At 48.2% G+C, this 25495-nt stretch carries 11 protein-coding genes; all 11 read left to right on the forward strand.

Features of this window, described 5'->3' with window-relative positions:
- Positions 1–124 precede the first annotated feature (124 nt).
- The 11 genes from MYF79_RS10800 to MYF79_RS10850 all read left to right on the forward strand — a co-directional run bounded on the left by MYF79_RS10800 (position 125) and on the right by MYF79_RS10850 (position 25494).
- On the forward strand, positions 125–1579 hold the full coding sequence (locus tag MYF79_RS10800) for a T9SS type A sorting domain-containing protein (RefSeq protein ID WP_247813884.1): 1455 nt from the start codon (positions 125–127) through the stop codon (positions 1577–1579).
- Between the two features lie 161 nt (positions 1580–1740).
- Positions 1741–3357, forward strand: coding sequence for a glycosyl hydrolase family 18 protein (locus MYF79_RS10805; RefSeq protein ID WP_247813885.1), 1617 nt, complete (start codon positions 1741–1743; stop codon positions 3355–3357).
- A gap of 79 nt (positions 3358–3436) precedes the next feature.
- A complete protein-coding gene (locus MYF79_RS10810; protein WP_247813886.1) occupies positions 3437–4606 on the forward strand; it encodes a carbohydrate-binding protein in 1170 nt (389 codons plus the stop codon).
- Positions 4607–4644: 38 nt separating this feature from the next.
- Positions 4645–6738 (forward strand): T9SS type A sorting domain-containing protein, encoded by a 2094-nt coding sequence (locus tag MYF79_RS10815; RefSeq protein ID WP_247813887.1) that lies wholly within the window; start codon positions 4645–4647, stop codon positions 6736–6738.
- Between the two features lie 292 nt (positions 6739–7030).
- Positions 7031–7615 (forward strand): RNA polymerase sigma factor, encoded by a 585-nt coding sequence (locus MYF79_RS10820; protein WP_199658375.1) that lies wholly within the window; start codon positions 7031–7033, stop codon positions 7613–7615.
- Between the two features lie 205 nt (positions 7616–7820).
- Positions 7821–8834 (forward strand): FecR family protein, encoded by a 1014-nt coding sequence (locus tag MYF79_RS10825; protein WP_247813888.1) that lies wholly within the window; start codon positions 7821–7823, stop codon positions 8832–8834.
- Between the two features lie 297 nt (positions 8835–9131).
- On the forward strand, positions 9132–12788 hold the full coding sequence (locus MYF79_RS10830; protein ID WP_247813889.1) for a SusC/RagA family TonB-linked outer membrane protein: 3657 nt from the start codon (positions 9132–9134) through the stop codon (positions 12786–12788).
- A 12-nt stretch (positions 12789–12800) separates the two neighbouring features.
- Positions 12801–14255 (forward strand): RagB/SusD family nutrient uptake outer membrane protein, encoded by a 1455-nt coding sequence (locus tag MYF79_RS10835; protein ID WP_247813890.1) that lies wholly within the window; start codon positions 12801–12803, stop codon positions 14253–14255.
- 30 nt (positions 14256–14285) lie between these two features.
- Positions 14286–15197 carry a putative zinc-binding metallopeptidase gene (locus MYF79_RS10840; protein WP_247813891.1) on the forward strand — a complete coding sequence of 304 codons (912 nt, stop codon included), beginning with the start codon at positions 14286–14288 and terminating at the stop codon, positions 15195–15197.
- Positions 15198–15230: 33 nt separating this feature from the next.
- Positions 15231–16511 carry a DUF4302 domain-containing protein gene (locus tag MYF79_RS10845; protein ID WP_247813892.1) on the forward strand — a complete coding sequence of 427 codons (1281 nt, stop codon included), beginning with the start codon at positions 15231–15233 and terminating at the stop codon, positions 16509–16511.
- A gap of 49 nt (positions 16512–16560) precedes the next feature.
- Positions 16561–25494, forward strand: a complete 8934-nt coding sequence (locus tag MYF79_RS10850; protein ID WP_247813893.1) for a gliding motility-associated C-terminal domain-containing protein — start codon at positions 16561–16563, stop codon at positions 25492–25494.
- Position 25495 lies beyond the last annotated feature (1 nt).

Below are 25495 nucleotides of genomic sequence, written 5' to 3' on the forward strand. Positions count from 1 at the left end.
TATATGCTGCTTTATACACCTTTCTCCAATACTGTATTTTAAGTGCTCTTTCTGTGAAGCCGGCCATGAGCGGCCCTTTACATCCCTCGAAATAATTTATTGCTGACGCTAAAATTCCATAGGTATGATTAAAAAATTTACACGTTTATGTATTAAGAGCTTTATTATTCCTGTCCTGATTGCAGCCGGCCACCTAACGGTGCTGGCGCAATCAGGTATTTACGGAGGCGGCCCCATTTACAAGAACCGCAGTTATGCCATCAATGAACTGAGAAATTCAGGCTATACCTACGTTGTGGTATGGACCATTCACATTGATGCCAGCGGCAATTTCAACTTCAATGCAGAGTTTCCCCTGGTGCAGAATGGCGCCTATATAGGAGGCAATTCCTACCCCAATTTTGTAGACGACATGGCGAGACTGAAGTCTGCGCCTACTACCATCAACCGGCTGGAGTTCTGTCTCAGCGGCTGGGGATCTTCTACTTTTGCCAACATAAAAAATCTCATTGCTTCACAGGGTACGGGCAGCAGCAGTATCCTGTACCGTAACTTCCAGGCATTGCGGAATACCTTCCCGATGGTGGACGCTATTGGCTTTGATGATGAGAGTACCTACGACGTAAATTCATCCACCGCACTGGCAGTCATGCTGGGCAACCTTGGTTTTAAGGTCAGCCTGGTGCCCTATACCAACTCCGGTTTCTGGACAAGCGTCGCTGCCAATACCAACAACCAGCGTCCCGGAACGATCGACAGAATAGACCTGCAATGTTATTCCGGTGGCCGCAATAATTCTCCCTGCAACTGGAACTTCGGTACCATACCGGTATATGCCGGCTTATGGGATGCAGAGAAAACAAGTGCGCAGGTACAAAGCCAGTTAAGCAGCTGGAAGAACAGCTGCAGTACACGCATCAGGGGAGGTTTTATCTGGCTGTATGATGATATTGATAACAGTACGCAAACAGCAGCTTATGCTACAGCCATCAGGAATGTATTTGGCGGCGGGAACCTCAATACAGCTGCCGTCACTTTTTACCGGGATTGTAATTACGGTGGCCTGGGCGTTAGTTTGCCGGCAGGCGATTATACCCTTGCCAGGCTGCTTTCCTATGGCATCAGGAATGACGACATTTCGTCGGTAAATGTAAACAGCGGCTATAGTACACGCATGTACGTAAACGATAACTTTGGCGGCAATTCCCTTGCGCTTACAACCAGTAACGACTGTCTCGTAGATGAGGGCTGGAACGACCTGGCAAGCTCCCTGATCGTACGCGCCGGCTCCGGTGCGCGAACTGCTGATAATACAGCACAGCGGACCAGCATTCCTTCGGCGCCGTTAGTAAAAGGATTTATCCTTTATCCCAACCCGGCAAACAGTGAACTGATACTGGCAGCAGATGAAGATCTAACAGGCGTATTCATGCAGGTATTTGACATGACCGGAAGGCCGGTGATGTCGGTCAGGAACACGACCAACAGGCTGGATCTTTCCAGGCTGCGGCCGGGCGTATACACACTGGTATTTAACAGGAACGGCAGTAAGATAACCCGGCAATTTATAAAGCAATAACCATTTCAAATATATCCTGGTTACAAGTTCTGCTTTACACTTCTTGTACATGAGCGTATAAAGGGAAACACATCTCTGTCCGGAGGCCATGGTGGAACTTGTAATATGGCATGCACGGTTCATGACCGGCTTATTTTTTATCCCTCAAAACACAATAGCGCATGAAAACAACAAAATGGATCAAAGCGTGTCTGTTGCTGGCAGCGGCTGCGTTTACGTCCGTACAGACATTTGCCCAGTTCAAGGTAGTAGGCTATATGCCTTCCTGGTCGGGCAGTGTGAGTGCCATTCAGTACAGCAAACTGACGCACATTAACTACGCCTTCGCATTACCAACTTCTACAGGTGGGTTACAGCCCATCGAAAATCCATCTAAATTATCCAGCCTGGTTAGCAGCGGTCATGCCAATGGCGTGAAGGTGCTGATAGCAGTAGGTGGCTGGAACAACGGCGATGATGGAGCATTTGAATCACTTGCTGCAAATGCTACCTATCGTACCAATTTTGTAAATACCATGATCAGTTTCGTAAACCAGTACGGACTGGATGGTGTGGACATCGACTGGGAATATCCTGATAATGGCGCATCCGCAAACAACTACCTGGCATTGATGCAGCAGTTATCCACTGCACTGCATAACCAGGGAAAACTGCTCACCGCAGCTGTTGTGGGTACCGGCGGCGCCAGCATCCTCAACGGAGTATTCAATGTAGTTGATTACCTGAACCTCATGGCATATGACTATAATAATTACGAACATTCTACTTACAATTATGCATCCCAGTCGCTGTCTTACTGGGTTGGCAGGGGCTTACCGAAGGCAAAGGCCATATTAGGCGTTCCTTTCTATGCCCGTCCTTCCTGGAACAGCTATGCAACATTGCTGTCGCAGGGCGCCAGTCCGAATTCCGATTATTTCGGCAGCGACTATTACAACGGTATTCCTACCATCAAATCAAAAACTAACCTGGCGTTCGATCAGGGAGGTGGTATCATGATGTGGGAACTGTCGCAGGATGTTAACAACGGCAATTCCCTGCTGAGTGCTATCTACCAGGTGAAGCAGGACCGTAGCGGTACTAATCCTCCGCCTACCGGTGGTACGCTGATCCAGGCAGAAAGCTATACTTCCATGTCGGGTGTACAGACAGAAACCTGTACCGATGAAGGTGGCGGGTCTAACGTAGGTTATATCGAAACCGGCGACTGGATGGCATATGCCAACATCAATTTCCCTACTTCCGGTACTTACAAGGTAGAGTACAGGGTAGCCAGCCAGAGCACCGGCGGTCAGTTGTCGCTCGATCTTAATTCCGGTTCTATTGTACTGGGTTACCTGAACGTGCCTGTTACAGGTGGATGGCAGACCTGGACCACTATTTCACACAACGTGAATGTTGCTACCGCGGGTACTTATTCTGTAGGTATCTATGCACAGGCAGGTGGCTGGAACATTAACTGGATCCGTATTACAAAGGTAAGTACAGCTGCCGCCGCTGTAGCTGCAACAAGCCAGAAAGAGAGCTTGTTTGAGAACAAAGCGGCTGAAAATGCGCCTGTACTGTTCCCGAACCCTGTTGCTACTTCACTGAACCTGAAAGGTGATTTCAATCAGCCGGGTGGTATCATTACTATCTATGACCTGAACGGTAAGCAGGTGCTGAATGCCAAAGGAGGCGTCAGCAACATCAGGGTAGATGGTCTTCCTGCCGGCACTTACCTGCTGGTATATACGAAAGGAGATAAGAAAGTTACCCGGAAATTCGTGAAGAGATAGTATAAACTGTAGCCGCCGGCAGAGAGTGTTTCCCTTTTTACACAGTCCCTTTTATTAACCATTTAAACAAAACCCTTTTATGATGAGATCACTAAAATTGTCCCTCATGTTAACCGCTGGTCTGGCGCTGGCAGGAAGCGCCGCATCAGCCCAGAACTGGCAGCTGGTCTGGCAGGACGAATTTACGAACAGTATAGGCCCCGATTGGGTATTCGAAACCGGTACCGGTTCCGGCGGATGGGGCAACAATGAATTAGAGTACTATCGCCCGGAAAACGCCACTATCGAGAATGGCCAGCTGGTGATCACCGCCAAGCAGGAGAGCTTTGGCGGTATGAACTATACTTCTGCCCGTATGAAAACCCAGGGCAGAAAATCGTGGACATACGGCAAGATCGAAGCCCGTATAGCCATACCTTCTTTCCAGGGCTCCTGGCCCGCTTTCTGGATGCTGGGCAGCAACATCAACCAGGTTGGATGGCCCTCCTGCGGCGAAATAGATATCCTGGAACACGTGAACACAAATGCAGAAATAAACGGAACTGTACACTGGACAGGTACCGACGGGCTCCATGCTTCTTATGGAAGCACTACGCCGGTAGCTGTAACAGGTTACCACGTTTACAGCATCGAGTGGGATGCCAATACCATCAAATGGTTTGTAGACGGTGCGCAGTATAATGTGATCAACATTGCCAACAATGTAGGCAGCACCGAAGAGTTCCACCGCGATTTCTTTATCCTGCTCAACTTCGCTATTGGCGGTAACTGGCCTGGCTTCACGGTGAACAACGGTGCGCTGCCGGCTAAGATGTATGTGGATTATGTAAAAGTATACCAGAATGGCGGTGGTACCAATCCCGGTTTCTCCACTACCATCCAGGCAGAATCTTACAGCGCTATGTCAGGCGTACAGGTAGAACCTACTACTGATGCGGGTGGCGGCTCCAATGTGGGATATATTGAAACAGGCGACTGGATGGCATATCCTGCCGTTAATATTCCTACCAGCGGTACTTACAAGGTAGAATACCGTGTGGCCAGCCAGAATGGCGGCGGCCGTTTATCGCTGGATGTAAATGCAGGCGCAAATGTGCTGGGTTACCTGGACATTCCTTCTACAGGAGGATGGCAGAACTGGACCACTATTTCGCACAATGTTACTATCAACGCCGGTACTTACAACTTCGGCATCTTCGCACAATCAGGTGGATGGAACATCAACTGGTTCCGTATTACCAAATTGTAAACCAGATCCTTTATTAAAAACGTAAAACAGTTTACCCTATGAGCAAAATGTTAAAATATATAGCAGGAACGTCATTGGCATTACTGGTGGCTTCCGTTACTAATGCACAAGAGAAAGCACCTTATCGCCTGGGCACACCTGCCGGCATCCTGCAGGATATCCGCTCTCAGGCCAACAGGCCACATGCAAGGCTGGTAAGTGCTACAGAACTGAAGATAGGCGCAGGCGCTGTGCTGACAGGTAAGGTAAATACCCGTCGTACAGATGGCAGGAATATGGAAGCGGTGATCGGTGAGATCGAGAACACGCCTGGTTCTTCTTTTTACCTGCAGGTAAAGGACGGAGAGGTAACAGGAAATATCATCCTGCGCAGCAGCAAAAAAGGTTACAAATACTATACAGATAAAACAGGTACCGCCTATGTGAAAGAAGTACCCCTCGATTCACTCTTATGTATTGACTACAACAAAGCACCGGATGGAGAAACAGCCGGAAGAACAGCGCCTGCCAATACCAGCGCGCTGGGCGCACTGGCCCTGCCGGAGCTGCAAAGCCTGCCGGGAGCGAATGGCGTAGTGTTGCTGGATTTTGACGGTCAGTATGTATCAGGTACATTATGGAACAACGGTAATCCTATCAATGCAGCGCCGGCAACACTTACAGATGCACAGCAGCAGGAAGTGTGGGAGCTGGTGAGTGAAGATTTCCGTCCTTTCAAACTGAATGTTACCAACAGTGAAGCAGTATACAATACATATCCTGCCAACAGGAGAATGCGTTGCATCTTCACGCCGACCAATACTGCTGCTCCCGGAGCTGGTGGCGTTGCATACGTTGGTTCTTTCAACTGGGGTAATGAAACACCTTGCTGGGTATTCAACGGTGGCGTAAAAGGCGCCGGCGATGCGGCTTCCCATGAAGTAGGCCATACCTTTGGTCTCTCTCATGATGGCCGTACCACACCTGCTGAAGGTTACTACGCAGGTCAGGGCAACTGGGCGCCTATCATGGGTGTAGGTTACTACGTGCCTGTAGTACAATGGAGCAAAGGTGAGTACGCCAATGCTAACCAGCTGGAAGATGACCTGGCAAAAATTGCCAGCAGCACCTACGGTATTGGTTACAGAACAGATGATGCAGGTGGCTCTACCGGTGCAGCTGCTGCATTGAATGTGGGCAGTGGTGGATCTGTAAATACTAACGGTGTGATAGAACGCACCGGCGATGTGGATTTTTACAGCTTCACTACTGGTGGCGGCGCTGTGTCACTCAACTTCGCAACACCTACCCGTCAGCCGAACCTGGACATCCTGGCTACACTGTATAACAGCAGTGGCGGTGTGGTGGCCAGCAGCAATCCTACAGGACTGTCTGCTTCTATCAGCACAACACTGGGTGCAGGTACCTACTACGTATCTGTAACCGGTACGGGTTACCTGGATCCTGTTACTACAGGTTATTCCAACTATGGTTCACTGGGTAGTTATGCAATTACAGGCAGCATTGGATCTTCTGCAGCTACTGCCGCTACTGTGTACAAAGATTGTAACTATGGCGGATATGCCGTTGCATTACCGGTGGGTAGTTATACATTGTCTCAGCTGCAGGCCAGGGGCGTAGTGAATGATGATATCTCTTCCCTGAAAGTAGCGAGCGGTTATGAGGCGATCCTCTATAAGGACGATAACTTCGGTGGTGAAGCATACCTGTTCAGGGGCGACTTCTCCTGCCTGGTAGACCTCTCGCTCAATGGTGCACCGCTGAACCTGAACGACTGGACCTCTTCTATCGTGATCCAGCCATCTACAGCTAAAGCAGCAGCAGCACGTACTACCGGTACATTGCAGTACATAGAGAAAGTAAGTGCAGGAGTAGCTGAAAGCAAACTGGGTACTACCCTGAACGTATCGCCAAATCCGTTTGTAAATGATGTGGTTGTAAGAACCACTGCAACTACGAAGGAAGGATTCCTGTATGTAACTGTGTTTGCGCTGGATGGTAAAACAGTGTTACCTGCCAAACGCATTGTGAATGGTGAGAAGATAGACCTGTCAGGCGTAAGCAAGGGCGTATACCTGATTAAGATCTTCAATGGTAAGGATACTGAAATAAGGAAGATCATTAAACAATAATGATCACCCTGCTTGCAGGGATTGTGTAAAAAAGCAAAAAACAGGATTACCACCTACTAAAAGTGGTAACTCCTGTTTTTTGCTTTTTATCTTTTTCCTTTTTCTACAGTAGTAAATACATTCCAAATACTTTTAATTTAATTTTTTGTTATAAAATAGTGCATAATAAAAAGAATTGTTACTATTTTATATGTCGAAAAGATGGAGATTTAACATTGTAATGAAAACCCGGAGCCATTAAAACTGCCGTATAATTTGTATTGGGAAGTACGAATTATATAAACGACGTGATATGAATACACAAGATGCCGAGTTAGTAGTAAGATTAATAGAAGATGATGTAAGCGCCTTTGATGCCCTGTACTGGAAATATCACCAGGCAGTCTATCGAAATATTTTCAAGTTTGTTAAGGAACCCATTGCAACAGAAGATATTTTGCAGGAGGTCTATGCCCGCCTGTGGGAAAAGAGAAAGGACATTAATGCCGGTCAATCCGTTGCCGGATGGTTGTTTGTGATCAGCTTTAATCTCTCGGTTGACTATGTCCGGAAGAAACTACGCGAACATACTTTTCACAAGGAATTATATAATCTGAATATTGAGGGTAGCAGCTGGGAGGACAATCCGGCTGCCTACGAGGAACAATATCGTTTACTGGAAGATGCCATTTCCCAGCTTTCTCCCAAGAAACAGAAGATTGTCACTTTATGTAAATTAGAAGGCAAAACATACGATGAAGTAGCAGAAGAACTGAAAATTTCAAGGAATACTGTTAAAGAACATTTATCTATCGCGATGACGCGGATCAATGAATATGTACAGAAGAATAAAGAACACAAATATGTACTGTTGCTCCTGCTGTTCATGAGAAATTAGTTCGTAAACCATAATGGACTGTCATTGAAGGAGAATGTAAATGCCATCATACCAATGGCAGGGCCGTTATATAATTAATATATATGGAGAGACCAACCAGGCTGCAGAAAGACACATTATAAATAAGAATATGTAACATTTCTCGTAAACGCACCCACCCACATCCTGTGGGTCGCCGTATTTAGGTTAAATAATCATCAAAATAGTGCAGAACAGGAAGGAATACCTCAAGCAACTGTTGCATCAAAAGGAGTGGAAACAGGAAGACCGGGATTGGCTGCTGCAATATTTGAATGAAAACGATCTTACAGACCTGCAGGAAGTTGCAGCTGAGGCATATAATGCCGACCTGCTCAACACAGATCCTGTACTGGAAAGAGAACACTCAGCGCGTATACTGGAAAAGATCCATCAACGCATCGGCACCGGCGGGCAACCTGCGGCAGTTGTAAGAAGGATCGGCTTCAGTCGCTGGAAAGTGGCCGTTGCTGCCATCATTATCCTGGTAGCAGGGGCAGGCGTCCTGAGCCTGCTCAGAAAACCCGTAAAGCAGCTGCTGGTTACATCGGGGATGCAACGCAGGACGGTAACACTGCCTGATGGTTCGATAGCCTACCTGGAGCCGGGAACTACCTTAAAGTATACCGGCAACTATGGCCGGAAAGAACGTAATGTAACGCTTACAGGAGAAGCGCTGTTCAAAGTACAAAAAGATGATAAACACCCTTTTATTGTTGCTTCATCGCTGATCAGCACTAAGGTACTGGGTACTTCCTTTAACATGGAAGCAAGGAACGTAACAGAGGCAAGAGTGGTAGTACTGACAGGAATGGTTCAGGTTGAAGCAAAAGGAGAAGAAAATCAGGAGGATAAAGAGGTGATCCTCACAGCCAACAAAGGAGCGGTATATAACAGTAACACGCATTTGCTGGAAATGTCTGACGCCACCGACGATGCAAGGTTTTATTCGCAGAAGCAGCAGGGACGGTTTATTTACGATGGAGAAGAAGTAATAAAAGTAGTAAACGACCTGCAAAGGTATTACAATACGGAGATCAAAGTAGACGGAAGGATACAACACTGTGCATTTTACGGAGATGTAAACATTGTGGATGACCTGGAGAAGGCACTCGATCTGATCGCAGTGTCGCTGAACGCCAAAATCAATAAGGATAGAAATGGGAACGGCTATGTAATTGCCGGAGGTAACTGTCATTAGACGAAAAGACACAACTAACAGTTAACCTGCCTTGAAACCTTAGTAAATGTACTGAGCATACCCGAAGTATGCTAGCCAGCTTGTTTTTTGACCAGTTTATAAATATTGCACACAACCAAACTAAATCGCTTTATGACGACTCAGGAACGAACGCCATCAGGTTAACTATACCCTATAAAGTTAACTCAGTAAACTAAACATGCACTGCAACGCAGCAGGTGCCCTATTGCCCTGGTCTCGCAAGGACCGGTAATGGGATCTCTATTTCCCGAACTGAACCAAAATCAAATCATAACGATGCTCAAAAAGGCGACCCTATCCCTCCACCTGATAACGCTTTCACTGCTCGTGTTGCTACAAGCTATCACAGTGCCGGCAGCCGCTTCAGGAATACAGGATGCCCTCGACAAAAAGATATCACTGGAATTGAAGAATGTGTTATTAAAAGAAGCACTGGACAAGATCGGAAATCTCGCAGAGGTATCTTTCATCTATGCAGGCAACAAGATAATAGTAGCCAATAAAGTAGATGTCAGCGCTCACAATGAGAAAGTGGGCGATCTCCTTAAAAAATTGCTGAAACCTTTATCACTCTCCTATACGGTCCTCTACGACCGTATCGTGATACGGCCCGTTGAAAAAAAAATGGACAACCTAACCGTTCCGGAAAACGACCGGCAGGTAGCCCAGCGCACACAGGACGTAAAAGGTACAGTGATGTCTCCTAAGAATGAGGCCCTGCCCGGTGTGGCTATTATTATTAAAGGCACTACCAGGGGTACCACTACGAACGACAAAGGTGCGTTCGAACTGAAGAACGTTTCTGACGATGCTATACTGGTATTCAATTTTACCGGTTACCAGCAGCTGGAAGTAAGTGTGGCCGCTTATAAAAGCGGTATCATTAACGTACGCCTGCAGGAAAAAACAACCAAGCTGCAGGAAGTAGTGGTAACCGGTTTCCAGGATATCGACAAGAGTAAATTCACCGGCTCGGCAGCCCGCATAAAGATGGATGAGGCCAAAATAGATGGTATGCCGGATGTAAGCCGTATGCTGGAAGGACGTGTAGCCGGTGTGGCCATCCAGAACGTATCCAGCACATTTGGTACGGCTCCGAAGATCCGTGTACGTGGCGCCACTTCCATCAATGGCGATAACAAACCACTGTGGGTAGTAGATAACGTCGTGCTGGAAGATGTGGTGAACATCTCTAACGACCAGCTGTCCAGCGGCGACCCGACCACCTTGCTGGGATCTGCCGTGGCAGGCCTGAACCCTAACGATATTGAAAGCTTCGACATCCTCAAGGATGCGGCAGCTACCGCGCTGTATGGTGCGCGTGCCATGAACGGGGTAGTGGTGATCACTACCAAAAAGGGACGTGCCGGCGCTAAGCCCGTTGTTACCTACAGCGGCAACTACAGTACTCAGCTGAAGCCTAACTATAGCAATTATAATATCATGAACTCCGCCCAGCAGATGTCAGTACTGGCAGAGCTGGAGCGGAAGGGCATGCTCACTTCGGATATCCTTTCCCGTGGCGACATCGGCGTATATGGCAAGATGTATGAAATGCTGAATGCCGACGATAATGGAAATTTCCCGCTGGAAAATACGCCCGCTGCAAAACGTAATTTCCTGCTGCGTTACGCTTCTGCCAATACAGACTGGTTTGATATTCTCTTCAAGACCAGCTTTATCCAGGAGCATTCCCTCAGTGTATCGTCCGGTACCGACAAAGGACAGTCCTACTTCTCTACCAGCTTTTACCATGACAACGGCTGGACCATTGCTGATAAGGTAAGCCGTTATACGCTCAACTTCCGTAACAACTATAAACTCTCTGACAGGGTGAGCACAGGGTTCTCTGTACTCGGCTCTGCACGTCAGCAAAGAGCGCCCGGTGCGCTGACACGTACCAGCAACCCTGTAGAAGGCCAGTACGACCGCGATTTTGACATTAATCCATTCAGCTATGCCCTGAATACCAGCCGTACTTTAACAGCGTACGATCAGCATGGCAACCTGGAATATTTCAGGAGGAATTATGCGCCTTTCAATATCATTAATGAATCGGCCAACAATTACCTCAACCTGAGTATGATGGACCTTCGCCTCCAGGGCGACTTCTCCTGGAAAGTGGCCAAGAACCTGCGTTATGAATTTGTAGGCGCCCTGCGCTATGTAAAGTCCTCCCGTGAGCACCAGATCACCGAGAACAGTAACATGGCCAACGCTTACCGTGCTGCCGACAATGCGACCATCGCAGAGAATAATAAGTTCCTCTACCGCGATCCTGCCAATCCGGACGCATTACCGGTGATCGTGCTGCCTTATGGTGGTTTCTATAACCGCACAGAAGACCAGCTGGTCAACTTTGATTTCCGCAACAGCTTAAACTATAATGCTACTATCGGCGATCGTCACAGTGTGACAGCCATGATAGGACAGCAGGTAAAATATGCAGACCGCCAGAATTCATCCGGCACCGGTTACGGTTACCAGTACAACAATGGCGGTGTACCCTTCACAGACTACCGGATCCTGAAGCAAACTATCGAGAGCAGTTTCCCGTACTACGGCATGAGCAAGGACTATGACCGCTTTGCCGCCTTCTACGCAACTGCTACTTATGCTTACAACAATAAATATAACCTGACAGGTACCACCCGTTACGATGGTTCCAACAGGCTGGGAAGATCCAGTACTGCCCGCTGGCTGCCTACATGGAGCGTATCTGCTTCCTGGAACGTTGACAGGGAAGACTTCATTCAGAACCTGGGTTGGGTAGATTACCTGGCGCTCAGGGCCAGCTACGGACTAACCGCCAGTATGGGCCCTGCCACCAATTCAAACATCGTATTCCAGACAATCAATAGTAAAAGGACCCATCTCGATGAAGTGGAGTCCGTGATCAAGATCGCTCACCTGCAGAATGATGACCTGACCTGGGAAAAACTCTACACCACCAATATCGGCCTGGATGGTACCCTGTTCAACAGGAGGCTCAACTTCACCATCGATGCATACAGCCGCAAGAGCTTTGACCTGATCAGCATTATCAAAACCTCCGGTATCGGCGGTGAAACTTTCAAAGCGGCCAACTATGCCGACATGACTTCAAAAGGTGTGGAAGTACTGGTAGGCGGCGATGTGATCAAAAAGAAGGACTGGGGCTGGAAAACGAATGTGACATTCGGCTACAACACCAACAGGATCACCAATGCCAAGAACATCCCCAGGATCTTTGACCTGGTAGTGGCAGAAGGTGGTAACAAGGAAGGTTATCCCGTAAGAGGTCTTTTCTCTCTCGAATATAAAGGGCTTGACCCGCACACAGGTACGCCGCAGTTTGTGAACCAGCATGGCGATGTCAGCAAAGACGTATTCCTGCAGGACCTGAACACTTCTCACCTGGTATACCAGGGCCCCGTTGATCCGCCGGCAACAGGTGGATTTTCCAACACCTTCCGCTACAAAGGGCTGTCCATGAACGTATTCGTGACTTACCAGTGGGGTAACAAGATCCGCCTGTATCCTGCTTTCAAGACGGCATACTCCGACCTGGATGCGATGCCGAAAGAGTTCTACGACCGCTGGATCATGCCGGGAGATGAGAAGGAAACACAGACACCATCCATCCTTGATGGCCTGGAGCAGGTAATGCTGGGAGGCGCTTATCCTTACAACAACTATAACTATTCCACCGCGAGAGTTGCAAAGGGAGATATGATACGCCTGAAGACTGTATCGCTCACCTGGCAGCTACCTGCTACACTGTTGAAAAGAACTGCCTTCAACAACGTAACACTGACCGGTGCGGCTATTAACCCATGGCTGATCTATTCGGACAAGAAGCTGAGAGGACAGGATCCTGAGTTCTTCAACACAGGTGGTGTGGCACAGCCAATACAAAAGCAATTCACTCTTTCACTAAAAGTAGGTCTCTAAATAAAGATGGTTATGACGAAATTTTTCACAAGGGTAGCAATCGCAGGAGGATGTTTGATAACCATAGCCGGGTGTAATAAATATCTCGACAAATCTCCGGATAGCAGCTGGACAGAACTGGATACTCCTGCCAAGGTATCACAGCTGCTGGGTACTGCCTATCCTCAGGCCAACTATATCGTCTTTGCAGAAGCAATGACTGACAACGTAGAAGACAAAGGCGCCGGGGTGACCGACAGGACCAATCTGGATCCTTATTTCTTCAATGATGTATCGGCCACAGAGCAGGATTCTCCCGAGTACTATTGGCAGGCATGTTATACGGCTATCGCCGCTGCCAATAATGCGCTGAAAGCATGCGAGGCCGCTGCCGATAGCAGCCGTTATTCTGCACAGAAAGGGGAGGCGCTGGTAGCCAGGGCATATGCTCATTTTATGCTGGTGACCTTCTTCTCCAAATTCTATGATGCCACCACGGCTTCCAGCGATCCCGGTATCCCTTATGTAACGGAGCCGGAGAAAGTTGTGATGAAACACTATGAGCGCAAGACAGTGGCTTACACGTATGACATGATAGAGAAAGACCTCCTGGAAGGTATGCAGCTGATCAGAGATGATAACTATAATGTACCGCGCTATCATTTTAATAAGGCTGCCACTTATGCTTTTGCTACGCGGTTCTATCTCTTTAAGAAAGATTATCAGAAAGTGCTGGAGTATGCCAACAAGACATTCCCCAACAATGACCTGGCCAGCAATATGCGCCCATGGAACACTACCTATAAAACAATGACCCCTGCAGTGATCTGGGATACTTATGCCAGGGCTTCCGAAAAAGCCAATCTCCTGCTGGTGGAAACACAGTCAACATATGGCCGCTATGTGGCGCAATACAGGTATGGACTGACTTACAACATCCAGCAGCAGATACTGGGCAGTAATGTAACCGGTGGTGACTTTGCTTATCCCTTGTACTACTATGGCACCAGGGATTACTTCGTGCCCAAGCTGACGGAATATTTCGTGAAAGCATCCGTAAATGCTACGATTGGCGACCCTTATGTAATGGTGCCCCTGTTCACTACAGAAGAGGTACTATTCAACAGGGCAGAGGCCAATGCCTACCTGGGCAACAATAATGATGTACTGGCAGACCTGAACCTGTTTGCCAGCAAACGGATCACCAATTACAATGTTTCCAGTCATCGCATCACCACCGCGAAGATCAGGAACTACTATGGCATCTCTGATGTAAAGAACGGTTTGTTACAGACCATACTCGACTTCAAACGTGCCGAGTTCGTACAGGAAGGACACCGCTGGTTTGATATTCAGCGCTATAAAGCGCCGGTGACGCATTATACAGACAAAGGTGTGCAAATGGTGCTGCAGGCAGACGATAAACGCCGCGTATTGCAGATCCCTTTATCGGCCACCACCTCCGGTATAGCCCTGAATCCCAGATAATCTCAACTGTAAAAAAAAGAACGCATATATATGAAACACGTAAAAATATTCTTCTTCCTGTTTGCAATGGCGGTATTGGCTGCCTGCTCGAAAGAAGATGATGATCTCAGTGGTGTGCAAGACATCCCGGGCCTGGGTGGCGATACCTGGGTTCCGGGATCTTTAGATGCCTGGTTGCACGATACAATGACTGTTCCCTACAACATTGAAGTAAAATACAAATGGGACCAGTTTGAGTTTGATGTGACCAAAACCCTGGTGCCACCCCGGGAAGAAGTGGTGATCCCTGCTATCAGGGCCATCAAGAAAGTATGGATCGATAATTACATCAATGCCGCGGGCGAAATTTTCTTCAAGAAATACAGCCCTAAATTCTTCATCCTGTCGGGCAGCGCCAGCTGGAACGACAATGGCACCATTACACTTGGTACTGCAGAAGGAGGTCGTAAAGTAGTGATGTACCTGCTGAACGATTTCCGTACAAAAGAGATGCCCGGCTATACCAAAAGAGACACCGGTAATGTAAAACAGATCTTCCATGTGATAGAACATGAATTTGGTCACATTCTTCACCAGACGAAGATGTACCCTCCTGAATTCAAGAAGATCTGCGCCGGCTATTATACCGGTAACTGGAATAATATCGCTGATACATCTGCCCGTAAAGATGGCTTTGTAACAGCTTATGCCATGTCCAATGAAAGTGAAGACTTCGTTGAAATGATCGCCATGATGCTGATAGAAGGAAAGGCGGGTTTTGACAGGATCGTGAACAGCATCCCGGCAGGATACAGTGTAAATGGCTCTTCACAGGCGCAGGCCAAAGACAGGTTAAGACAGAAAGAAGCGATGGTGGTAAACTATTTCAAAGCGTCTTACAACATTGATTTCTACAGCCTGCAGGACAACACCAGAAAATCTATTGTACAACTGCTGTACTAAGGCTATATCAACCAGATCAATTTCGAACTCCTTATGAGAAAAAATCTATCATTATATTTTTTACTGATTGTCGTTACAATTGCTTCCTGCCGGAAGTACGACGATGTTTTTGATAAATCTCCGGACACCAGGATCAATGAAACGCTGGCAGCATATAATGATGCGTTGACAGGTGCTCCCTACGGCTGGAAGGCGCTTGTATATCCTTCCGGTTTACCCAACACTGCATTCGGCTTCTACTTTAAGTTCGACACTGCCAACAGGGTGGATATGTTCTCAGACTTCGACTCTTTGTCGTCCGTTACGGTAAGACAAAGCAGTTTCCGTCTGAAGTCATTACAGCAGCCATGTCTGTTGTTTGACACTTACTCTTATATCCATGTGCTCTGCGATCCCGATGCCAGCAAGAATGGGGGCTACTATGGAAAAGGATTATTCTCTGACTTTGAATTCGCAATAGATGGTATCTATGGCGACACCATAAAACTTACAGGACGTCTGAATGGCAGCAAGGCCATTCTCGTTAAAGCTACCTCGCAGGAGGCACAGGATTATTACGATAAAAAACGGAACTGGGAGTTCAATAATATTTCCCGGTTCCTTACTTATTTCAAACTGTTGGCAGTAGGCAACTACAAGTATGATGTCTATGTGGACAAGCTGTACCGCCAGATCAGTTTTGTACGTCCTGACGCCAATGAAGTAAAGACCATTACGGTCAATTACTATTTCGATGGGAAAGGCGTTTCATTCGAAACCCCTTTCCGTGACGGCGCTGTTACCTTTTCTTCTCTGGCAGATATAACGTGGGATGCTTCCGGGCAAAAAATGACCATGAAAGCCGGGGAGAATAATGCGGTCATCACCGGTGTGATCAAACCACTGGTACTCGATCTGACTGCCGGTCGACGCTGGTACAACCAGGCTGCATCAACAGGCTCTTTCTGGCGCTCTGCAACAGGATTCCACGTCAATGGTGTGGATGATGCCTACAATGTGGCCGGTATCCCAGGTTTCAATTTTATGTTCTATTACCCCAATTTTGGTGAAGGATATGACTTCGCCGGTATCGTACCGGATGGTTATGCCTATGGTCCTGCGTTTACGCCCACCTTCAAATCCAATGGCACTACCACCTTTGCTTATCCCGGCGGAGGCTGGGGCGAGATCCCTGATGCAGCCGCTGCTACTATGAGCCTTATCGTTACCAAATACCAGGAAAGTGAAGGATTCTATTTCGTGCAGACAGGCAATGCTTCCTTTGATATGGTGAATGTAAAGGATGCCCGTAGCTGGATCAGCTGGCAGCAATAATATCATCACCCTATCATTCATCCAAGAAAGAAATTTAAAACAAACAGCCATGAAAAATCAGCCTGTTTCTGTATTATACAAGGCTTCTTTATACCTGGTTATACTGTTGTTATCTGCCTTGCCGCTTTGTGCGCAGGTAGATATCACGATCGGGTCGAATAGCGGCGCCAATGGCAATTCAACATATCCCTGTCCAATACAGGATTATTATGAAGGCTCCAGGGCGCAATACCTATACCGGGCCAGTGAACTGATAGCTGCAGGTATGCAGCCAGGGTTCATTAATGCAGTGAAATTCACTGTGAATAGTTTGAACAGCGCCAATATTATAGATGGGTACACCATTAAGATCGCTGCTACCGCGAAGACCACCCTGGACGTGAACGTGTGGGAGCCTTCCGGCAATGCTGTCTTTGGCCCGGTGAATTACCAGGTGGTGACAGGTGTAAATAGTTTCCCGGTATTGCCCACCTTCTTCTGGAACGGTACAGATAACCTGCTGGTAGAAGTATGTAACGGTGGCACCGGATTTACAGGAAACCCCAGTGTAAGATGGACAACAGGACTGAGTTTCAACGGCTCTCATACATTCAGGTCTGACGGGCTGGGCAACCTTTGTGGTACCGGTAATACCAGCAATTCCGGTACGATGACCACCCGCCCTGATATTATACTCAACTATACTCCCGCTGCTGCATGTACCGGCGTACCGGAAGCAGGTACGACTGCTACTACGGCCACCAATGTGTGCGGCGGCAATAGTTTCACGTTAAGTCTCACAGGCAATACTGCCGCTACGGGATTGACCTACCAGTGGCAGTCTTCTGCTGACAATACCAACTGGACAAACATTCCCGGCGCCAATACTGCTTTCCTGAACAGGACACAGGCGGCAAGCACCTATTACCGTTGCGTGGTAACCTGTACCGCCAGCGGCAGCAGCGATAATTCTACTGCTGTACAGGTAGTAAGCCCGGCGCTCATACATGGCTGGTTCACCATTGACAAAACTTCCCCTGCCGGTGGCGGTAACTTTACTTCATTCAACGCTGCTTACGACTATATAAAATGCGGTATAGACGGCCCGGTTGTATTTAACGTAGCGCCAGGCAGTGGCGTATACGATGAACAACTGATTATCATGCCGGTAAGTGGCGCTTCTGCTACCAACACCATCACTTTTAACGGTGCCGGTCAGACCATTACCTACCTGCCTACCAACCAGACACAGTCTGCCGTGATCAAGCTGAATGGTGCAGATTACTTTACTTTCAACAACCTGAAAATAGTACCGAAAGGAACAACTTCTTCACAATGGGGCTTCGGTGTGCAGCTGATCAATGATGCAGACTTCAATACTATCGACAGTTGTGTTATTCCCGTACAGCAGACGCTTACTTCCTCCTCTTATGCAGGCATCGTAGTGAGTGCTTCTGATACGGACCCTGTGGGCAGGGGAAATGCCAGCTGCGACGACAATACTTTCAGTTACAATACCATCACAGGCGGCTATTACGGCATCACCCTGGTGGGTAGCTCCAACGTGGCTAACCAGCGGAACAAGGTGCTCAACAATACGATCAGCGAGTTTTATAACAGGGGTGTGTATGTACATGGTGCGTTCAACGCCATTATAAAGAACAATACCTTTAGCAGGCCAACCCGTTCCAATGTAACCACCTTCACCGCTGTGGGGCTCAGTGACCTGAGTACAAAAGTGATCATAGACGGTAACCGCATCAGCAATCCATTTGGTGGCGCCCTTACCAGTACATCTGCTTTCTATGGCATCCTGCTGGAGAATGTAGACGCAATTACCGGCCTGGAAAATGAGGTGATCAACAACCTGGTTTACGGCCTGAATGGTAATGGTGTTCGTTATGGTATTTATAATAACGGATCCAGCAACATCCGGATCTATCATAATACCATCTCCATGGATGGTACCTCTACTACGAACAATTCCTCTTCAAGAATAGCCGGTTATAACCAGAGCTCTACTGCTGCGGGAGTAGAGTTTATCAATAACATTATTACACTTACCGGAACATCGAATATTTCGCAGTATGGTATTTACTTCGGTACTGCTTATCCTACAAGCGATGTGATCTCCGATAAGAACGACATCTATATCAATCCGCTGGCAGCCAACAAGTATACAGGTTTCTATGAAAAGAACCTGCCTACCCTGAGTGAATGGCAGACGGCTGCGCAGCAGGACGCCAACTCCTTTGCTGTAAATCCTTTCTACCAGGATATTGCTACCGGTAACTATTCCGCTACCAGCGCCATGCTGAATAACAGGGGTGCGGTGGTGAATGTGGCTATAGACATCAATAATGCCGCACGTAATGTGAGTGCGCCCGACCTGGGAGCGTACGAGTTCACACCGCCACCCTGCGTAACGCCTCCTACAGGTGGTACTGCACAGGTGAGTAAAGCAGTGGTGTGCGCAGGCAACCAGGTGGTATTAAGCCTGACCGGCAATACCATGGGATTGTCGCAGACCTACCAGTGGCAATATGCCACTACTGCTGCCGGCCCTTATACCAACATGGGGGCTCCGTCTGAATATGCCGACAGCACGATCACCGCAACAAGCACCCTGTATTACAGGGCAGCGCTGACCTGCGGTGTTACGACGGGCTATTCTGCACCTGTATTGCTGACAGTGAATAATGCATTGCCAGGCGGTATATATACGATCGACAAAAATACTCCTGCCAGCGTGAGCAACTTTGTGAGCTTTAATGCTGCCAAAGATGCCATGCAGTGCGGTATTGCCGGTCCGGTGATCTTCAATGTAGTGGCCGGTCGTACAACGTATGAGGAACAGCTGGTACTGGATTCTATTCCGGGTACTTCTGCCATTAATACCATCACCTTCAATGGTAATGGTAACACGATCCATTTCAGTGGCGACAATACAGCTGAAAGGGCGGTGATCAAACTGCGTAAGGCAGATCATATTACCTTCGATAGCCTGAGAATTGATGCAACGGGTACAGGGGCTTATGGTTACGGCGTACAGCTGTTCAATCATGCCGACAGTAATACCATTACCCGCTGTGAGATCATGACAAAAATTGATGCAACAGGCTCCGAATATAATGGTATCGTTGTTAGCTCTTCTGATCAGGATGCGGATAATTCAAGCGGTAACAACTGGTGTAATGCCAACGTCTTCACTAAGAATAAGGTTTCCGGCGGTTACTATGGCATTACCCTGACAGGTATCAGCAACAACGCTACAAAGAGCAATGTGGTGCTTGGCAACAAGGTACTGGATTATTACAGCGCAGGTATCCAGGTAAGATACAGCGTTAATACCCAGATAGCAGAGAATACCATTGACCGTCCGACACGCCAGGATAACAACTGGAGCGTATATGGCATCTCCCTTGGCGGACGTGCAGACGGTGCTAAGATTGCCCGTAATAAAATAGCCAATGCAACGCCACAGGCGGATGATTATACCTACTATGGTATTTCACTCGACAACATAGATGTTGATGAAACCAAACCGGATACAGTTGTTAACAACATCATCTATAGCCTGAACAGTACTGGTAGCCGTTATGGTGTCTATGTAAACTGGACCGGCAACATCGTTGTTACACACAATACGGTGTCTGTTGACCGTGAAGGAAGTAGCCTGTCATGGGAAGCTTCTACCGGCGCCTATATCAACTTCAGCGACAACATCAAATTCACTAACAACAATATCACTGTAACCAGTACCGGCACTGGTCCGAAACATGCCATAGAAATAAGCGGCGGCACTGTTTCCCACCAGAATAATAACTACTTCGTAAAAGCCGGCGGTACAGAGAACTATATCGGCGACTTCAACGGAGACCGCCGTACACTGGCCGAATGGAAAACTGCCACAGGGCAGGATACATCTGCAACAGACTATGACCCTATCTATACAGATCTGGCAGGTGGCAACTTATCTCCTTTATTCTATAAGATGGATAACACGGGTACGCCGGAAGGTATTGCTATCGACATTCTTGGCAAGCCGAGAAGCGCTACCACACCAGATGTGGGTGCGTATGAGATAAGCATGCCGCTTTGCCAGACGCCTATCAACGCAGGTAAAGCAGTGGTAAACCCCAGCTCAGGTATCTGTATGGGTACTATGATCTCGCTCGACCTGATAGATAATACAACAGCCGGCAGGCTTACCTATCAGTGGCAGGCTTCTTACGCTGCTACGGGTCCATGGATCAATATCAGCGATACGGCGTTTATCCCTGCATTTAAAACAGAGCTGGGCGCCAACAACTATTTCCGTTGCCAGCTGGTATGTAGCAATACAGATACTGCATGGTCTGTGGTGACTTCGGTAAATATGAACCAGCCACTCATCAAGGGTGTCTATACCATCAACCCGACTGGTACAGGTAACCGGAACTTTACTTCTTTCAGAACAGCCGTAGCTGCTATGGAATGTGGTATTGCCGGTGAAGTGATCTTCGACGTTGTACCGGGTACTTATACAGAACAGGTATACATGCACAGGATCCCTGGTGCGTCCGATACCAGCCGCGTAACCTTCCGTAGCCAGAATGGTAATCCGGCATCTGTTACGTTGACTTTTGCAGGTACTACTGCTAATAACTATGTACTGAAGCTCGACAGCGCCAGCTATATTACTTACAAGAACATCACTATCACTGCCAGCAACGCTACCAACGGACGTGCTGTGGTATTTGACGGCAACGCTATCAAAGACAGCCTGCTGAACAACACCATCAATGTTCCTGCTGTTACGGTTGATAATACCGATGCAGTAGGTGTGTTTGCAGAGGACTTCAAAGGTGGTAATATCGCCATCATTGGCAACACTATTAAGAATGGCGCCAGTGGTATCCATTTCTCCGGTCCTTCCGACGTAGAGGAAGTGCGTGGCCTGGTAATAGACAGCAACAAGGTAAGCGGTGTCTTCACAAACGGTATCAGTATTACTAATGTGACCCGCCCGGTAGTGACAAAGAATGAAATTGATATTAAAGATCCGCTGGCTGCTGCTGCTTACGGTATTGTACTGAACCACGGTGATACCGCCTACAGGGTAAGCAATAATACTGTTACCATTAGCAACACCACCGGTAACGTAACAGGTATAGCGCTCCAGGATTGCCAGGCCTCAGCAGCTGCTACCGGATTGGTGGAAGCCAACAGGATAGTAGCGTTGACGGGTAATGCCGGTATGATCTGGGGAATATCCAACAATGGGTCTAACTACAACACTACTGTGAACAACGTGATCAGTGTGAAGACCACAGGTGCGGTAGCTTATGGCCTGTACAGTAACCAGGGTAATAATATCAACTACTATAACAACTCTGTATACAATGCATCTGCCGCAGTGGGGGCCAATGTAGCGGGATACTTCTCGCACACGAACGCCACCGAGGGTAACGTGAAACTACGTAACAATATCTTCAGCAATGAAGGTGGCGGTGTAGCGGCAGAATATGTATTCAGTGAATTCATCAACAGCGATTACAATACTTATTATACAACAGGTCCTGTACTGATCTCAAGAAGTGGTACCAGTGACGATTATGATAATCTGACAGGCTGGATCGCTGCTTCTGACCTGGATATCAGTTCCATTGTATATAAACCTGCCTTTGCCAGCACAACTACACTGGAACCTGAACTGAGTAACCCGGATGTATGGGCTATCCATGGCCGTGGTGTACAGATACCAGGCAATGATCATGATATCAATAAGCAAAGCAGGCCGGTTACTTTGACAGCAGGTGTACCTGATATGGGCGCCTATGAGTTCCTGCCAACGGCACAGCCGACAGTACTGCAGGCTATTCCTGCCACACCGGCTCCTGGTATTACCCAGCAGTTCCTCTATGGTTCTGATACGGTAGCGAAGATCACCTGGGATCCTAATACCGCGGTGCCGACAGCTATTACCCTGAAACGCTACTCCGGTGTAGTGCCGCCAAACCTGGCGCCGGGCACACAGTTCATGTACTTCTATACTGATGTGGATGTAACTGGCAGCGCTGCCTATAAATTCAAGCTGGAACAGTTCTATGTAGATTCCTGGCTGGGTTACCTGGACAGGGAAAAGAACATCCGCCTGGGCAGGACAGATGCTGCGAATACCTGGATCATCAACGACAGCAGTACGGTAGATGTGGCAAGTAACATCATTGCTGATACCGCCTTACAATATCTCGACAAATTCACCGGCTTAAGGGGCAAACTGATATTTGAACCTTCAGGTCCTGCCGGTGCAGATACTTCCAATGCCGGTACCCGTTTCTGGGTGGCGTATGGTCACGACAGGTCTTTCATGACCAACAATAACCAGAACCTCGCCCTTTACCTGGTAGCCGGACAAACAGATGCACATGTAGTAGTGAAGGTAAATGGTACAGCATGGGGTAAAGATTACCTGGTGCCTGCCAATACTTCACTGACTACCGATATGATACCTAAATCAGGACTGAGCGATGCCCGTCTCACAGGCGAAGGTCTGTATCCATTTGGTATCAGTATCGAAAGCGATGCGCCGATCACCGCATATGCGCACCAGTACAGCCAGCAAACTGCAGGCGCCACCCTGCTGATGCCTGTAGGCACTTACGGGTATGAATACCGCCCGATGTCTGCCCGCCAGGTGGGAGACGCGAATTCCTTCTCCTGGTTCTATATCATTGCTGATAACGACAGCTCTGTGGTAGAGATCACACCATCGCAGGCAACCGTTGGCGGACACGCCGCAGGCCAGCCATTCACCGTGACGCTGAACAGAGGTGAAGTGTACCAGGTATTAGGCGCCATGAAAGACCAGAATGAGGGCAATGACCTTTCCGGAAGCATTGTACGTGCCGTGCAGAATGCAAATGGTAAGTGTTACCCGGTAGCCGTGTTCTCCGGCAACAGCTACAGCGCTTTCAGTTGTGGCGGTACAGGCGGGTTCGGTAACGATGGCGATAACGTCGTACAGCAGAACCAGCCGGTACAATCATGGGGCAAGACCTTCATGACAGCGCCAACTTCTGGTATGGCCGATCCGGTGCGCCTGATGACAAACATCTACCGCGTACTGGTGAAAGACCCTGCTACAGTGGTAACAAGGAACAATACACCGCTGACTGGCCTGATCAACAACAGCTATTATGAATTTGAAAGCAAAACGGCAGACTATATCGTAGCTGATAAGCCAGTAACGGTAGCGCAGTACTTCACTATCGACGGCTCCTGCAACAACCCGACAGGTGGCGATGTGGATATGGTGTACCTGACACCGGCAGAACAGGCTATTAAAAAAGCGACCTTCTACCGTAACAATGAAGCAGGAGTTCAGTACAACTTCATTACACTTGTTATTCATAAACAGGGCCTGAACTCCCTGCTGATAGATGGTAGCAATACTTTCAGCTACTCATTCAATCATGCAAACAGGCCAAACTATGTGGTGATCACAAAACGCTGGAACGGGGGCAATGCGCTGAGCACGATCAAGAGTGATTCTGCCTTCACCGCTATCACCTATGGTTTTGGTAACGACGTCAGCTATGCCTATAACGTAGGTATGCAGATCAGGAACCTGAACGTGCAGCCTGCTATCAGTAATGTACACAACGGAACAGGCAATAAGAGCACTTACACCTGTGCGAAGACACCGTTCCGCCTCACCGCTATGCTGCCAATGGTACCGGCTACACTGGCATGGCAACTGAGCCAGGTAGCTAACCTGCAGCCTGCAACAGATGTAGTGACAAACAACCCGGTACCTGTGGATACCCTGGTGATAGACGGTCAGACCTACTACAAATATGAGATCGCTGCCGACTATACATTCACCACGCCTGGTACCTACCAGATCCCTGTGAAAGTGACGAACCCTGATATTGCCAGCTGTGATAACAGTATCACTTCTTACCTCAGCGTAAAAGTGCTGGCTGCGCCACATGTCGATTTCTCTATCAGTTATAACGGATGTATCAGCGATATCGCCGTATTCAACGGAACAGCAGTAACGGAGAATAATGCAGCGATCACTAAATGGGAATGGAAGTTTGGCGATGGTACGACTGCCAATACCCGCAGCGTAACGAAACAGTATGCCGCTGCCGGCAGCTATACGGAAGAACTGCAGGTCATTACAAAAGATGGTTGTGTGGGCGATACCGTGAAGACAATAGAAGTGAATGAACCGGTGGCCGCTACGCTCAATACCGATACACTGCGGATCTGTGCGCATACCGATGCTACATTCTCCGTACAGAACCCTGACCCGAATGCTTCCTACAACTGGTATAATGCCGCTACAGGTGGTGCATTGATCAAAGCGGGAGCTACGCTTGAAATAAAAGATGCAACAAGTGCTGCAGTATACTATGTAGAAACAACCAAAGGCGGTTGTGCCGGCCTGGCGCGTACACCTGCAGTATTGCTGGTATTGCCACAGCTGGGCACCCCTGTACTGAAAGTAGATTCAATCGGTGTAGACCAGATCCGCTTCACCTGGAACGAGATCAGCGGAGCAGCAGGTTACCTGGTATCTACTGACAACGGCGCTACCTGGATCACGCCTTCTTCCGGCGCACAGGGCCTGGAACATGTAATAAGAGGGCTTAAACCGCAGCAGTCGGTAACACTGCTGGTGAAGGCTACCGGTTGCGAGGATAAATTGTCGCAGGCAGTTACCGGTAAAACATTGCCAGACGGTGTTTATATCCCTTCAGGCTTCTCACCAAACGGAGACGGATTGAACGATGTATGGAAGGTATATGGCGCAGTGGTAAGAGAGATCCATTTCATGGTGTTCAACCAGTGGGGTGAGAAGATATTCGAATCCAACAATCCACAACTCGGATGGGATGGTAGTTACAAAGGCAAGGCACAGCCTTCCGGTGTATACATCTACATCTGCAAACTGAAATTGGCTGATGGTACCCAGGTAGACAGAAAAGGTACGCTCAACCTCTTGAGGTAAT

The organism is Chitinophaga filiformis, assembly GCF_023100805.1.
GTDB classification, from domain to species: Bacteria; Bacteroidota; Bacteroidia; order Chitinophagales; family Chitinophagaceae; genus Chitinophaga; species Chitinophaga filiformis_B.